This window comes from Mycobacterium sp. NGS63 (assembly GCF_059812295.1).
On sequence record NZ_JCALCJ010000002.1, the window covers coordinates 333,408 to 347,096 of the forward strand.

The window sequence follows — 13,689 nt, forward strand, 5'->3', positions numbered from 1 at the left end:
TTTTCTCTCCGTCGAAACTGCGCTGAGAGCGAGATTTTCGCACGAATCGCGATCTAGGCGCAGACTCGACGAAGCGCTAGGACGCTCAGCCGCCGGGCTTCCAGAGCACATCCCCTTCGGGGTTGGCCCGGCGCGCCAGGATGAACAGCAGGTCCGAGAGCCGGTTGAGGTATTTCGCCGGCAGCACGCTGACCCCGTCGGGCTGCGCATCGACCGCGGACCACGCCGAGCGCTCCGCCCGCCGCACCACGGTGCGGGCGACGTGCAACAGCGCCGACAGCGGCGAACCGCCCGGCAGCACAAAGGAATTCAGCGCCGGCAGCGGCTCGTTGTAGGTGTCGCACCAGCCCTCGAGCCGATCGATGTAGGCCTGCGCAACCCGCAGCGGCGGGTATTTCGGGTTCTCCACCACCGGCGTCGACAGGTCCGCGCCGGCGTCGAACAGGTCGTTCTGGATCTGGCGCAGCACGCCGGCGGTTTCCGCGTCGGGCGCTCCGAGGGCGATCGCGACGCCGATCGCGGAGTTGGCCTCGTCGCAGTCGGCGTAGGCCACCAGCCGCGGGTCGTTCTTGGACACCCGTGAGAAATCGCTCAATCCCGTCGTTCCGTCGTCGCCGGTACGGGTATAGATGCGGGTCAGGTGCACGGCCATGTGCGAAACGGTACCCGGCCGGCCGACTCGGCCAACTGACAAGCCCCGGGGGCCTTAACTAGACTGACGCGGGTGGCGGAGCGATTCGTGGTGACCGGCGGCAACCGGTTGACCGGCGAAGTCGCCGTCGGGGGCGCCAAGAACAGCGTGCTCAAGCTGATGGCCGCGACCCTGCTGGCCGAGGGCACCAGCACCATCACCAACTGCCCCGACATCCTCGACGTGCCGCTGATGGCCGAGGTGCTGCGCGGCCTGGGCGCCACCGTCGAACTCGACGGCGACGTCGCCCGCATCACCTCGCCCGACGAACCCAAGTACGACGCCGACTTCGCCGCGGTGCGCCAGTTCCGGGCGTCCGTCTGCGTGCTCGGGCCGCTGGTCGGCCGCTGCAAGCGCGCCCGGGTCGCGCTGCCCGGCGGCGACGCGATCGGCTCGCGCCCGCTGGACATGCATCAGGCCGGCCTGCGGCAGCTGGGCGCGCACTGCAACATCGAGCACGGCTGCGTCGTCGCCCAGGCAGACACGTTGCGCGGCGCGGAGATTCAGCTGGAGTTCCCGTCCGTCGGGGCCACCGAGAACATCCTGATGGCCGCCGTCGTGGCCGAGGGCGTCACCACGATCCACAACGCGGCGCGCGAACCCGACGTCGTCGACCTGTGCACGATGCTCAACCAGATGGGCGCGCGGATCGAGGGCGCGGGCTCGCCGACGATGACGATCACCGGCGTGCCGCGGCTGCACCCGACCGAACACCGCGTGATCGGCGACCGCATCGTCGCCGCCACGTGGGGCATCGCCGCCGCGATGACCCGCGGGGACATCTCGGTGACCGGCGTCGACCCCGCCCACCTGCAGGTGGTGCTGCACAAGCTGCACGACGCGGGCGCCACGGTGACCCAGACCGACGACAGCTTCCGGGTGACCCAGTACGAGCGCCCGAAAGCCGTCAACGTCGCCACGCTGCCGTTCCCCGGCTTTCCCACCGACCTGCAGCCGATGGCGATCGCCCTGGCGTCGATCGCCGACGGCACCTCGATGATCACGGAAAACGTGTTCGAGGCGCGCTTCCGGTTCGTCGAGGAGATGATCCGCCTGGGCGCCGACGCCCGCACCGACGGCCACCACGCCGTGGTGCGCGGGCTGCCGCAACTGTCCAGCGCGCCGGTCTGGTGTTCGGACATCCGCGCCGGCGCCGGGCTGGTGCTGGCCGGGCTCGTCGCCGACGGCGACACCGAGGTCCACGACGTCTTCCACATCGACCGGGGCTACCCGTTGTTCGTCGAGAACCTGGCGATTTTGGGAGCGGAGATCGAGCGGGTAGAGTAGTCAAAGTCAGTGCCCCACAAGGGCGGTCACCTCTCGAGGGGGACCGAGAACCGGGGCTTTGACTCCCCGCCGGAACGGTACTAACCTGGCACGGCCGCCCCGCAGAGGTCACCACGCAAGTTGGCCAAAACTGGGGCTTGACGCCCCCGCCAGATCGGTATTAAGCTGGCAGGGTTGCCCGCAAAGCGGGCGAAAACAAGCGTGAGTGTTGTTTGAGAACTCAATAGTGTGTTTGGTCTTTTTGTTTTGTTGTTGTTTTTTTGGCCATACCTTGCACTCCCCGTGTGTGGGTATGGCTGTTTTTTGATGCCAGATATTGGCGTCTTGTCAGGTATCTCTGATTGTAAATTCACCTCGTTATCGAGGGGTTTTTGTTTGGAGAGTTTGATCCTGGCTCAGGACGAACGCTGGCGGCGTGCTTAACACATGCAAGTCGAACGGAAAGGCCCCTTCGGGGGTACTCGAGTGGCGAACGGGTGAGTAACACGTGGGTAATCTGCCCTGCACTTCGGGATAAGCCTGGGAAACTGGGTCTAATACCGGATAGGACCGCGAGGCGCATGCCTTGTGGTGGAAAGCTTTTGCGGTGTGGGATGGGCCCGCGGCCTATCAGCTTGTTGGTGGGGTGACGGCCTACCAAGGCGACGACGGGTAGCCGGCCTGAGAGGGTGTCCGGCCACACTGGGACTGAGATACGGCCCAGACTCCTACGGGAGGCAGCAGTGGGGAATATTGCACAATGGGCGCAAGCCTGATGCAGCGACGCCGCGTGGGGGATGACGGCCTTCGGGTTGTAAACCTCTTTCACCATCGACGAAGGTCCGGGTCTTCTCGGATTGACGGTAGGTGGAGAAGAAGCACCGGCCAACTACGTGCCAGCAGCCGCGGTAATACGTAGGGTGCGAGCGTTGTCCGGAATTACTGGGCGTAAAGAGCTCGTAGGTGGTTTGTCGCGTTGTTCGTGAAATCTCACGGCTTAACTGTGAGCGTGCGGGCGATACGGGCAGACTGGAGTACTGCAGGGGAGACTGGAATTCCTGGTGTAGCGGTGGAATGCGCAGATATCAGGAGGAACACCGGTGGCGAAGGCGGGTCTCTGGGCAGTAACTGACGCTGAGGAGCGAAAGCGTGGGGAGCGAACAGGATTAGATACCCTGGTAGTCCACGCCGTAAACGGTGGGTACTAGGTGTGGGTTTCCTTCCTTGGGATCCGTGCCGTAGCTAACGCATTAAGTACCCCGCCTGGGGAGTACGGCCGCAAGGCTAAAACTCAAAGGAATTGACGGGGGCCCGCACAAGCGGCGGAGCATGTGGATTAATTCGATGCAACGCGAAGAACCTTACCTGGGTTTGACATGCACAGGACGCCGGCAGAGATGTCGGTTCCCTTGTGGCCTGTGTGCAGGTGGTGCATGGCTGTCGTCAGCTCGTGTCGTGAGATGTTGGGTTAAGTCCCGCAACGAGCGCAACCCTTGTCTCATGTTGCCAGCGGGTAATGCCGGGGACTCGTGAGAGACTGCCGGGGTCAACTCGGAGGAAGGTGGGGATGACGTCAAGTCATCATGCCCCTTATGTCCAGGGCTTCACACATGCTACAATGGCCGGTACAAAGGGCTGCGATGCCGCAAGGTTAAGCGAATCCTTTTAAAGCCGGTCTCAGTTCGGATCGGGGTCTGCAACTCGACCCCGTGAAGTCGGAGTCGCTAGTAATCGCAGATCAGCAACGCTGCGGTGAATACGTTCCCGGGCCTTGTACACACCGCCCGTCACGTCATGAAAGTCGGTAACACCCGAAGCCAGTGGCCTAACCCTTTGGGAGGGAGCTGTCGAAGGTGGGATCGGCGATTGGGACGAAGTCGTAACAAGGTAGCCGTACCGGAAGGTGCGGCTGGATCACCTCCTTTCTAAGGAGCACCACGAAAAGCACTCCAATTGGTGGGGTGCAGGCCGTGAGGGGTTCCCGCCTGTAGTGGGCGGGGGCCGGGTGCGCAACAACAAGCAAGCCAGACACACTATTGGGTCCTGAGGCAACACTCGGATCGTTTCGAGTGGTGTCCTCCCCATCTTGGTGGTGGGGTGTGGTGTTTGAGAACTGGATAGTGGTTGCGAGCATCTAGACGAATGCGCCGCCGATGGTGGTGTGTTCGTCAAAATGTGTAATTTTTCTTTGGTTTTTGTGTTTGTAAGTGCTTAAGGGCGCATGGTGGATGCCTTGGCATCGAGAGCCGATGAAGGACGTGGGAGGCTGCGATATGCCTCGGGGAGCTGTCAACCGAGCGTTGATCCGAGGATTTCCGAATGGGGAAACCCAGCACGAGTGATGTCGTGTTACCCGTACCTGAATATATAGGGTGCGGGAGGGAACGCGGGGAAGTGAAACATCTCAGTACCCGTAGGAAGAGAAAACAATTGTGATTCCGTCAGTAGTGGCGAGCGAACGCGGAACATGGCTAAACCGCACGCATGTGTAACCGGGTAGGGGTTGTGTGTGCGGGGTTGTGGGATTGATACGTCTCAGCTCTACCTGGCTGGGAGGTAGTCAGAAAGTGTCGTGGTTAGCGGAAGTGGCCTGGGACGGTCCGCCGCAGACGGTGAGAGCCCGGTACGCGAAAACCCGACACCTACCTTGTATCAAAACCCGAGTAGCAGCGGGCCCGTGGAATCTGCTGTGAATCTGCCGGGACCACCCGGTAAGCCTAAATACTTCTCGATGACCGATAGCGGATCAGTACCGTGAGGGAATGGTGAAAAGTACCCCGGGAGGGGAGTGAAAGAGTACCTGAAACCGTGTGCCTACAATCCGTCAGAGCCTCTTTATGGGGTGATGGCGTGCCTTTTGAAGAATGAGCCTGCGAGTCAGGGACACGTCGCAAGGTTAACCCGTGTGGGGTAGCCGCAGCGAAAGCGAGTCTGAATAGGGCGCTTGAGTGGCGTGTTCTGGACCCGAAGCGGAGTGATCTACCCATGGCCAGGGTGAAGCGCGGGTAAGACCGCGTGGAGGCCCGAACCCACTTAGGTTGAAGACTGAGGGGATGAGCTGTGGGTAGGGGTGAAAGGCCAATCAAACTCCGTGATAGCTGGTTCTCCCCGAAATGCATTTAGGTGCAGCGTTGCGTGTTTCACCACGGAGGTAGAGCTACTGGATGGCCGATGGGCCCTACTAGGTTACTGACGTCAGCCAAACTCCGAATGCCGTGGTGTTAAAGCGTGGCAGTGAGACGGCGGGGGATAAGCTCCGTACGTCGAAAGGGAAACAGCCCAGATCGCCGGCTAAGGCCCCTAAGCGTGTGCTAAGTGGAAAAGGATGTGTAGTCGCAGAGACAACCAGGAGGTTGGCTTAGAAGCAGCCACCCTTGAAAGAGTGCGTAATAGCTCACTGGTCAAGTGATTATGCGCCGATAATGTAGCGGGGCTCAAGCACACCGCCGAAGCCGCGACAACCGCAAGGTTGGGTAGGGGAGCGTCCCTCATTCAGCGAAGCCGCCGGGTGACCGGTGGTGGAGGGTGGGGGAGTGAGAATGCAGGCATGAGTAGCGATAAGGCAAGTGAGAACCTTGCCCGCCGTAAGACCAAGGGTTCCTGGGCCAGGCCAGTCCGCCCAGGGTGAGTCGGGACCTAAGGCGAGGCCGACAGGCGTAGTCGATGGACAACGGGTTGATATTCCCGTACCCGTGTGTGCGCGTCCCTGACGAATCAGCGGTACTAACCACCCAAAACCGGATCGACCATTCCCCTTCGGGGGCATGGAGTTTCGGGGCTGCGTGGGACCTTCGCTGGTAGTAGTCAAGCAATGGGGTGACGCAGGAAGGTAGCCGTACCAGTCAGTGGTAACACTGGGGCAAGCCTGTAGGGAGAGCGATAGGCAAATCCGTCGCTCACTAATCCTGAGAGGTGATGCATAGCCGATTGAGGTGAATTCGGTGATCCTCTGCTGCCAAGAAAAGCCTCTAGCGAGCACACACACGGCCCGTACCCCAAACCAACACAGGTGGTCAGGTAGAGCATACCGAGGCGTACGAGATAACTATGGTTAAGGAACTCGGCAAAATGCCCCCGTAACTTCGGGAGAAGGGGGACCGGAACACCGTGAACAGCCTTGCGCTGGGAGCGGGATCCGGTCGCAGAAACCAGCGAGAAGCGACTGTTTACTAAAAACACAGGTCCGTGCGAAGTCGCAAGACGATGTATACGGACTGACGCCTGCCCGGTGCTGGAAGGTTAAGAGGACCCGTTAACCCGCAAGGGTGAAGCGGAGAATTTAAGCCCCAGTAAACGGCGGTGGTAACTATAACCATCCTAAGGTAGCGAAATTCCTTGTCGGGTAAGTTCCGACCTGCACGAATGGCGTAACGACTTCTCGACTGTCTCAACCATAGACTCGGCGAAATTGCACTACGAGTAAAGATGCTCGTTACGCGCGGCAGGACGAAAAGACCCCGGGACCTTCACTACAACTTGGTATTGGTGTTCGGTACGGTTTGTGTAGGATAGGTGGGAGACTGTGAAACCTCAACGCCAGTTGGGGCGGAGTCGTTGTTGAAATACCACTCTGATCGTATTGGACACCTAACGTCGAACCGTATATCCGGTTCACGGACAGTGCCTGGCGGGTAGTTTAACTGGGGCGGTTGCCTCCTAAAATGTAACGGAGGCGCCCAAAGGTTCCCTCAACCTGGACGGCAATCAGGTGTTGAGTGTAAATGCACAAGGGAGCTTGACTGCGAGACCTACACGTCAAGCAGGGACGAAAGTCGGGATTAGTGATCCGGCACCCCCGAGTGGAAGGGGTGTCGCTCAACGGATAAAAGGTACCCCGGGGATAACAGGCTGATCTTCCCCAAGAGTCCATATCGACGGGATGGTTTGGCACCTCGATGTCGGCTCGTCGCATCCTGGGGCTGGAGCAGGTCCCAAGGGTTGGGCTGTTCGCCCATTAAAGCGGCACGCGAGCTGGGTTTAGAACGTCGTGAGACAGTTCGGTCTCTATCCGCCGCGCGCGTCAGAAACTTGAGGAAACCTGTCCCTAGTACGAGAGGACCGGGACGGACGAACCTCTGGTCCACCAGTTGTCCCACCAGGGGCACCGCTGGATAGCCACGTTCGGACAGGATAACCGCTGAAAGCATCTAAGCGGGAAACCTTCTCCAAGATCAGGTTTCTCACCCTTTTAGAGGGATAAGGCCCCCCGCAGAACACGGGTTCGATAGGCCAGACCTGGAAGCCCAGCAATGGGTGAAGGGAACTGGCACTAACCGGCCGAAAACTTACCAACACAACCAACTCGCAACCACGATCCCAGGCACACGACAATTAGTCGTGCGAATGCCACACCCCCCACCAGAACAAATTTAAATAGAGTTACGGCGGCCACAGCGACAGGGAAACGCCCGGTCCCATCCCGAACCCGGAAGCTAAGCCTGTCAGCGCCGATGATACTGCCCACCAGGGTGGAAAAGTAGGACACCGCCGAACATATACAAAAACACCCCCGGCAACGGGGGTGTTTTTGCATTGTCTAGTCAAATAATGTCAGGTCGACCGCGGCGCGCTTTTTCTCCAATTCGAGCAGGGTCCGCTTTCGGTCCAGCCCACCGCCGTAGCCGGTGAGGCTGCCGCTGGCGCCGATCACCCGGTGGCACGGCACGACGATCGCGATCGGATTGTGCCCGTTGGCCCAGCCCACGGCCCGCGCGGAGCCGGGGGCGCCGATCTGGCCGGCGATCTCCCCGTAGGAGCGGGTCTCGCCATACGGGATCGTCAGCAGCGCCTTCCACACCCGCCGCTGGAATTCGGTGCCCCGCAGTTCGAGCTCGATGTCGAAGTCGGTCAGCTCGCCGGCGAAGTACGCGGTGAGCTGCTCGACGACGCCGTCGAAGGCCCGCGCATCGGGCGACCAGCCGGCGCGGCTGGGTTCGTGGGTCTGGTCGACCATCCTGAGATTCGTCAAAACCGAGCCGTGCCCGGCCAGGGTGAGCGGGCCGATCGGGCTGTCGACGGTGCGGTAGTGGATCATGCGACTTCCTTCGGAGTCTTTGGCGGCCAATGGTTTACCGGATGCTCGAGCGTCGTCCACAGGTGTTGGGTGGCATAGGAGCGCCAGGGGCGCCACGCCGCGGCGCGCTCGACGAGCACCCGCGGGTCCGACGGTAGGCCGAGTTGCCGCGCGGCCAGCTGGACCCCGAGGTCGCTGGCGGGAAAGGCGTCCGGGTCGCCCAGGGCGCGCATCGCGATCACCTCCGCGGTCCAGGGGCCGATGCCGGGCAGGGCCAGCAATTGGGCGCGGGCGCCGTCCCAGTCGCTGCCGGCGTCCAGGACGACGCTGCCGTCGGCGAGCCCGGCGACCAGGGCGGTGAACGTCTTCTGTCGGGCCTGGGGCACCGCCAGGTGGGCCGGGTCGACGTCGGCGAGCGCTTCGACCGAGGGGAAGGTGTGGGTCAGCGTGCCCTCGGGATCGTGCGCCGGCCGCCCGTAGGCCGCGGCCAGCCGGCCCGCGTGGGTCCTGGCTGCCTTGGTGGACACCTGCTGGCCCAGCACCGCGCGGACGGCGAGCTCGGCCTCGTCGACGGTGCGCGGAATCCGTTGGCCTGGGGCCTTTTTCACCACCGGGGCCAGCTCGCGGTCACCGGTCAGCGCGTCGACGACGGCCTCGGGGTCGGCATCGAGGTCCAGCAGCCGCCGGCAGCGGGCGATCGCGGTGGTCAGGTCGCGGAAGTCGTCGAGCACCAGCTGGCAGCGGACGTGGTCGACGGCCGGGGTCAGCGCCACGATGCCGCCGCCGCGGGGCAGGCGCAGGGTGCGCCGGTAGGCGCCGTCGCGGACCTCCTCGCAGCCGGGCACCAGGCCGGCCGCCAGGTGGCCGAAGACGCCCTCGTACGCGAACGGGGTGCGGACCGGCAGCCGCAGGCACACCGCGCCGGGCGAATTGATACCGGTCGGAAAGGTCGCGCGTCTGCGCAGTGCCGTCGGCGTGGCTTCGAACACCAGGCGCACGGTGTCGTTGAACTGGCGGATGCTGGAGAACCCGGCGGCGAAGGCGACGTCGCCGAACGGCAGGTCGGTGGTCTCGATGAGCACCCGCGCGGTCTGGGCGCGCTGGGCGCGGGCCAGGGCCAGCGGGCCGGCGCCGACCTCCGCCTGCAGGAGCCGCTCCAGCTGACGGGTGGTGTAGCCGAGGTGGGCGGCGAGGCCGCCGACGCCTTCGCGGTCCACCGTGCCGTCGGCGATGAGCCGCATCGCGCGCGCCACGATGTCGCCGCGGACGTTCCATTCGGGAGACCCCGGGGACGCGTCGGGGCGGCACCGCTTGCAGGCCCGGAAACCCGCGCGCTGGGCGGCGGCCGCGGTCGGGTAGAAGCGCACGTTGCGGGCGAACGGCGGCCGCACGGGGCAGCTGGGCCGGCAATAGATCCGTGTGGTCAGCACGGCCGTGACGAACCAGCCGTCGAACCGGGCGTCCTTGGACTGGACGGCCCGGTAACAGCGTTCGAAATCGTCGTGCACGGTTCCACCCTTACACCCGCCGACCGACAAAACTGGCGGAAAAGCGACATCAACGTGGCCGCTAGCCAACCGACACATCGACCAGCACAATGACTTGCTGTGACGGATGACACGACACTGACCTACGCGTTCGACCCCGAGCTCGCCGCGGTGGTCCCGCTGCTGCCCTCGCTCGAGGCGACCGACGCCCCGACCATGCGCGCCGCCTTCGCCGAGATGATCGCCCAGATGCCGGCGCCGGACACCGCCGGCCTGCGGATCGAGGATCGCGAAATCCCCGGCCGCGACGGCGATCCCGCGGTCGGAGTCCGCATCTACACGCCCGACGAGCGCAGCGGCCCCGCTGCGGTGTACACCGTCCACGGCGGCGGATTCATCGTCGGAGACCTCGAGACCGAGCACGGCATCGCCGTGCGGCTCGCCCGCGAGCTCGGCGTCGTCGTGGTCTCGGTGGACTACCGGCTGGCGCCGGAAACGCCCTTCCCCGGGCCGCTGGAAGACGTCTACGCCGGCCTGGTCTGGACGGCCGACAACCCGGCCGAGCTGGGCATCGACCCGCAGCGCATCGCCATCCACGGCGTCAGCGCCGGCGGCGGGCTGTGCGCGGCGCTGGCGCTGCTGGCCCGCGACCGCGGCGGCCCGCACATCGCGTTCCAGTTCCTGTCGGTGCCGGAACTCGACGACCGGCTCACCACCGGCAGCATGACCGATTTCGTCGACACACCGCTGTGGAACCGTCCGAGGGCGATATTCAGCTGGGACTGCTACCTGGGGACCGGCCGCGCCGGTTCCGACGACGTCTCGGCCTACGCCGCGCCGGCGCGCGCGACCGACCTGGCGGGCCTGCCGCCGGCCTATGTGTCGGTGATGCACTTCGACCCCTTGCGCGACGAGGGCATCGCCTACGCGCTGGGCCTGCTGGCGGCCGGGGTTCCCGTCGAACTCCATTTGTTCCCAGGGACTTTCCACGGCTCGGCGCTCGTCCAGCACGCGGCGATCTCCCGGCGGGAAGCCGACGAGGCGATCTCGGTGCTGCGCCGGGCGCTCGCCCAATAACGCGGGATCAGGCGTCGATGAGCGATGCCAGCCGCGTGGGCCGCTCGTACCCGCGCAGGGTGACGGTTTCGCCCAAAGCCCAACGGGCCCTTTCCTCTTCGCCCGCGCCGTCGAGCGTGTCGGCCGTGGCGAGCAGCCCACCCGGATGCGACTTGGCCAGCTCGCACAACCGCGCGGCCTCGTTGACCGGCTCGCCGATCACGGTGTATTCGAAGCGTTCCTTGGCGCCCACGTTGCCGGCGACGACCTGGCCCGCGGCCACCCCGATGCCGGCCTGACAGTCGGGCATCTCGTCGCACAACCGGTCGGCGATGCAGCGCGCGGCGCCCAGCGCCTGGTCCTCGGGCGACTCGAGGCGGTTGGGCGCGCCGAAGATCGCCAGCGACGCGTCGCCCTCGAACTTGTTGACCAGGCCGCAGTGGCGGTCGACCTCTTCGAACACGATCGCGAAGAAACGATTAAGCAGCGCAACGACTTCCGCCGGCGGCTGGCTGGTCACCAGCTGCGTGGAGCCGATGATGTCGACGAAGACGACGGCGACGTGGCGCTCTTCGCCGCCCAGCTTCGGCCGCTCGCGTTCGGCAGCCAGGGCGACTTCGCGCCCGACGTGCCGGCCGAAGAGGTCGCGCACGCGTTCGCGTTCGCGCAACCCGTCGACCATCGCGTTGAACCCGCGTTGCAGCTCGCCGAGTTCCGTGCCGTCGAACACCACCAGATCGCCGCGCAGGTTGCCCCGCTCGACGCGTCGCAGCGCCGCCCGGACCACCCGCACCGGCGTCGCCGTCAGCCAGGCCAGGATCCACATCAAGACGCAACCGAAGATGAGCGCGACCGTCGAGACGATCAGGATGCCCACCGCGAACTGGGTCTCGGTCAGGTTTCGCAGGAGGATCTGGAACATCGCCAAGAGGGCGATGCCGATGACGGGCACGCCCGAACCGAGGAACCAGACCACCATCGTCCGGCCCATGATGCCCGCCGACAGCCGCCGCGGGGGCGGGCCCGCTTCGAGCGCCTGGGCGGCCACCGGGCGCAGCGCGAACTCGGCCAGCAGGTAGCTGCCGGTGGCCACCAGCACCCCGCAGAAGCTCACGCAGAGCAAAAACCGCGGGATGAACAGCGTGTTGACCAGCCCGTAGAGGATCGTCAACACCACGGTGCCCAATCCCCACAGGACGAGGTCGGCGATGGCGATGCGCCACGGGGCCACAAAGGTGTTGCGCTCGTCGGTGGGATCGGGTTGGCGCTCTTCGATCGCCCAGCGCAGCGCCACCACCGTCTGCCGGGTGATCCAGTAGGTGCCCAGCGCCAAAGCGATTGCGATGTAGGCCGGCACGACCCCGAACGACAGCCACGCCGGCGCGTCGTCGAACACACTGGGTTCGGGAATGGCGACCGTCACCAGCAGCAGCGCGACGACGATGCCGATCAGGTTGGTGCCCAGGATGAGGACGGTCAGGATGATCTGGATGCGGATGCGCCGGCGTTGCTGGCTTTCCGTCACCCGGCCCAGTAGCAACGAGCCGTAGGCGGGGGTTTCCGGCAGGCGACCGCTCTGACGGGTGACCTTTTCCAGCACCCGGCCGATGCGTTGCGCCACGGACTGCTTGGCCGTCATGGTGGCGCCAGCCTAATTTGTGCCGCACGCTCTAAGGTGAGTCGGGTGCGTCTAGTGATCGCCCAATGCACCGTCGACTACATCGGCCGGCTCACCGCACATCTGCCCTCGGCGCGCAGGCTGCTGCTGTTCAAGGCCGACGGGTCGGTCAGCGTGCACGCCGACGACCGCGCCTACAAGCCGCTGAACTGGATGAGCCCGCCGTGCTGGTTGACCGAACAGCCCGGCGAGCAGGCGCCGTTGTGGGTGGTGGAGAACAAGGCCGGCGAGCAGCTGCGCATCACCGTCGAGGAGATCGAGCACGATTCCAGCCACGACCTCGGTGTGGACCCCGGCCTGGTGAAGGACGGCGTCGAGGCCCACCTGCAGGCGTTGCTCGCCGAACACGTGCAGCTGCTGGGCGAGGGATACACGTTGGTGCGCCGCGAGTACATGACCGCGATCGGCCCCGTCGACCTGCTGTGCCGCGACGAGCGCGGCGGCTCGGTCGCGGTGGAGATCAAGCGACGCGGCGAGATCGACGGCGTGGAGCAGCTCACCCGATACCTGGAATTGCTCAACCGCGACACCGTTCTGGCGCCGGTCAAGGGGATCTTCGCGGCCCAGCAGATCAAGCCGCAGGCGCGCACGCTGGCCACCGATCGTGGGATCCGTTGCGTCGCACTGGATTACGACAAAATGCGGGGCATGGACAGTGACGAGTACCGGCTGTTCTGATGCCTAGGCGTCGCGAACCCCCGCGCCGGCAACCGCCGTTGCCGCCGGCGCCGCGCCGGGTGGAGACCGGGCCCGACGGGCACGAGTACGAAGTGCGTCCGGTCGCCGCGGCCCGCGCGGTCAAGACCTATCGCTGCCCGGGCTGCGACCACGAAATCCGTTCCGGCACGGCACATCTGGTGGTGTGGCCGACCGATGCGGGGCAGGGCGCCGACGACCGGCGGCATTGGCACACGCCGTGCTGGGCCAACCGCGCCACGCGCGGCCCGACCCGGAAGTGGTCCTAGGAGGCCTGCTCGACCAGCTCGATGAGGACGCCGCCGGCGTCCTTGGGGTGGATGAAGTTGATCCGCGAGTTCGCTGTGCCGCGCCGGGGCGCCTCGTAGACGAGGCGGACGTCCTGCGCGCGCAGGCGTTCGCTGATGGTGTCGAGGTCGCTGACCCGCACCGCCAGCTGCTGGATGCCGGGGCCGCGCTTGTCGAGGAACTTCGCGATCGCCGAGGAGTCGTCGTTGGGGGCCATCAACTGGATCTGCGCGGTGCCGGCCAGCGCGCCCGGCACCGACAGCATCGCTTCGCGGATTCCCTGGTCGTCGTTGACTTCCTCGTGCACCAGGATCATGCCGAGGTGCTCGTGGTACCAGGCGATGGCCGCGTCCAGGTCGGCGACTGCGATGCCGACGTGATCGATCGCCGTCACCAGCTCGGTGGCCAGGATCTGACGGGCGTCAACTTGATCGGTCGTCATCACATAACGGTAACCTGACGGCAAAGATCGCGCTTCTCGGGGATCGGTAATCCGCCTTCCCCGCACGCCTAG

At 64.8% G+C, this 13,689-nt stretch carries 9 protein-coding genes and 3 rRNA genes; 7 read left to right on the forward strand and 5 right to left on the reverse strand.

The window, feature by feature from the left end; translation table 11 throughout:
• Positions 1-85: 85 nt before the first annotated feature.
• Entirely contained in the window at positions 86-652 is a 567-nt protein-coding gene (locus AC5Y4Z_RS04905) for a cob(I)yrinic acid a,c-diamide adenosyltransferase (protein WP_499961195.1), read from the reverse strand.
• Between the two features lie 72 nt (positions 653-724).
• On the opposite strand from AC5Y4Z_RS04905, the gene murA reads away from it, so the two are divergent.
• The 4 genes from murA (at position 725) to rrf (ending at position 7,450) form a co-directional block, all read left to right on the forward strand.
• Positions 725-1,978: a UDP-N-acetylglucosamine 1-carboxyvinyltransferase gene (murA, locus tag AC5Y4Z_RS04910; protein ID WP_499961196.1), complete on the forward strand. Its 1,254-nt coding sequence runs from the start codon at positions 725-727 to the stop codon at positions 1,976-1,978.
• Between the two features lie 372 nt (positions 1,979-2,350).
• Positions 2,351-3,882: ribosomal RNA gene (locus tag AC5Y4Z_RS04915) — 16S ribosomal RNA — on the forward strand.
• Positions 3,883-4,158: 276 nt separating this feature from the next.
• Positions 4,159-7,250 (forward strand): 23S ribosomal RNA (locus tag AC5Y4Z_RS04920).
• 87 nt (positions 7,251-7,337) lie between these two features.
• Positions 7,338-7,450: ribosomal RNA gene (gene rrf, locus AC5Y4Z_RS04925) — 5S ribosomal RNA — on the forward strand.
• The 16S, 23S and 5S rRNA genes sit together here, the layout of an rRNA operon.
• A 43-nt stretch (positions 7,451-7,493) precedes the next feature.
• Here rrf and AC5Y4Z_RS04930 read toward each other — a convergent pair.
• Both AC5Y4Z_RS04930 and AC5Y4Z_RS04935 read right to left on the reverse strand, forming a co-directional pair.
• Positions 7,494-7,991 (reverse strand): methylated-DNA--[protein]-cysteine S-methyltransferase, encoded by a 498-nt coding sequence (locus AC5Y4Z_RS04930; RefSeq protein ID WP_499961197.1) that lies wholly within the window; start codon positions 7,989-7,991, stop codon positions 7,494-7,496.
• Entirely contained in the window at positions 7,988-9,478 is a 1,491-nt protein-coding gene (locus AC5Y4Z_RS04935) for an AlkA N-terminal domain-containing protein (protein WP_499961198.1), read from the reverse strand. The genes AC5Y4Z_RS04930 and AC5Y4Z_RS04935 overlap by 4 nt, the downstream gene beginning before the upstream one ends.
• A 99-nt stretch (positions 9,479-9,577) precedes the next feature.
• Between AC5Y4Z_RS04935 and AC5Y4Z_RS04940 the strand changes: the two genes are divergently transcribed.
• Positions 9,578-10,534 (forward strand): alpha/beta hydrolase, encoded by a 957-nt coding sequence (locus AC5Y4Z_RS04940; RefSeq protein WP_499961199.1) that lies wholly within the window; start codon positions 9,578-9,580, stop codon positions 10,532-10,534.
• Between the two features lie 7 nt (positions 10,535-10,541).
• Here the strand turns inward: AC5Y4Z_RS04940 and AC5Y4Z_RS04945 are convergent, their stop codons facing one another.
• Entirely contained in the window at positions 10,542-12,152 is a 1,611-nt protein-coding gene (locus AC5Y4Z_RS04945) for an adenylate/guanylate cyclase domain-containing protein (RefSeq protein ID WP_499961200.1), read from the reverse strand.
• Between the two features lie 45 nt (positions 12,153-12,197).
• Between AC5Y4Z_RS04945 and nucS the strand changes: the two genes are divergently transcribed.
• Positions 12,198-12,869: an endonuclease NucS gene (nucS, locus tag AC5Y4Z_RS04950; RefSeq protein ID WP_499961201.1), complete on the forward strand. Its 672-nt coding sequence runs from the start codon at positions 12,198-12,200 to the stop codon at positions 12,867-12,869.
• Positions 12,869-13,156: an Rv1322 family protein gene (locus AC5Y4Z_RS04955; protein WP_499961202.1), complete on the forward strand. Its 288-nt coding sequence runs from the start codon at positions 12,869-12,871 to the stop codon at positions 13,154-13,156. The genes nucS and AC5Y4Z_RS04955 overlap by 1 nt, the downstream gene beginning before the upstream one ends.
• On the opposite strand, the gene mce is transcribed toward AC5Y4Z_RS04955, so the two are convergent.
• Positions 13,153-13,620 (reverse strand): methylmalonyl-CoA epimerase, encoded by a 468-nt coding sequence (mce, locus tag AC5Y4Z_RS04960; protein ID WP_499961203.1) that lies wholly within the window; start codon positions 13,618-13,620, stop codon positions 13,153-13,155. The genes AC5Y4Z_RS04955 and mce overlap by 4 nt on opposite strands.
• Positions 13,621-13,689 lie beyond the last annotated feature (69 nt).

Coding starts and splice junctions, on each gene's coding strand:
- AC5Y4Z_RS04930 (WP_499961197.1), bottom strand. CDS start 7,991: ATGATCCACTACCGCACCGTCGACAGCCCGATCGGCCCGCTCACCCTG.
- AC5Y4Z_RS04945 (WP_499961200.1), bottom strand. CDS start 12,152: ATGACGGCCAAGCAGTCCGTGGCGCAACGCATCGGCCGGGTGCTGGAA.
- AC5Y4Z_RS04905 (WP_499961195.1), bottom strand. CDS start 652: ATGGCCGTGCACCTGACCCGCATCTATACCCGTACCGGCGACGACGGA.
- AC5Y4Z_RS04955 (WP_499961202.1), top strand. CDS start 12,869: ATGCCTAGGCGTCGCGAACCCCCGCGCCGGCAACCGCCGTTGCCGCCG.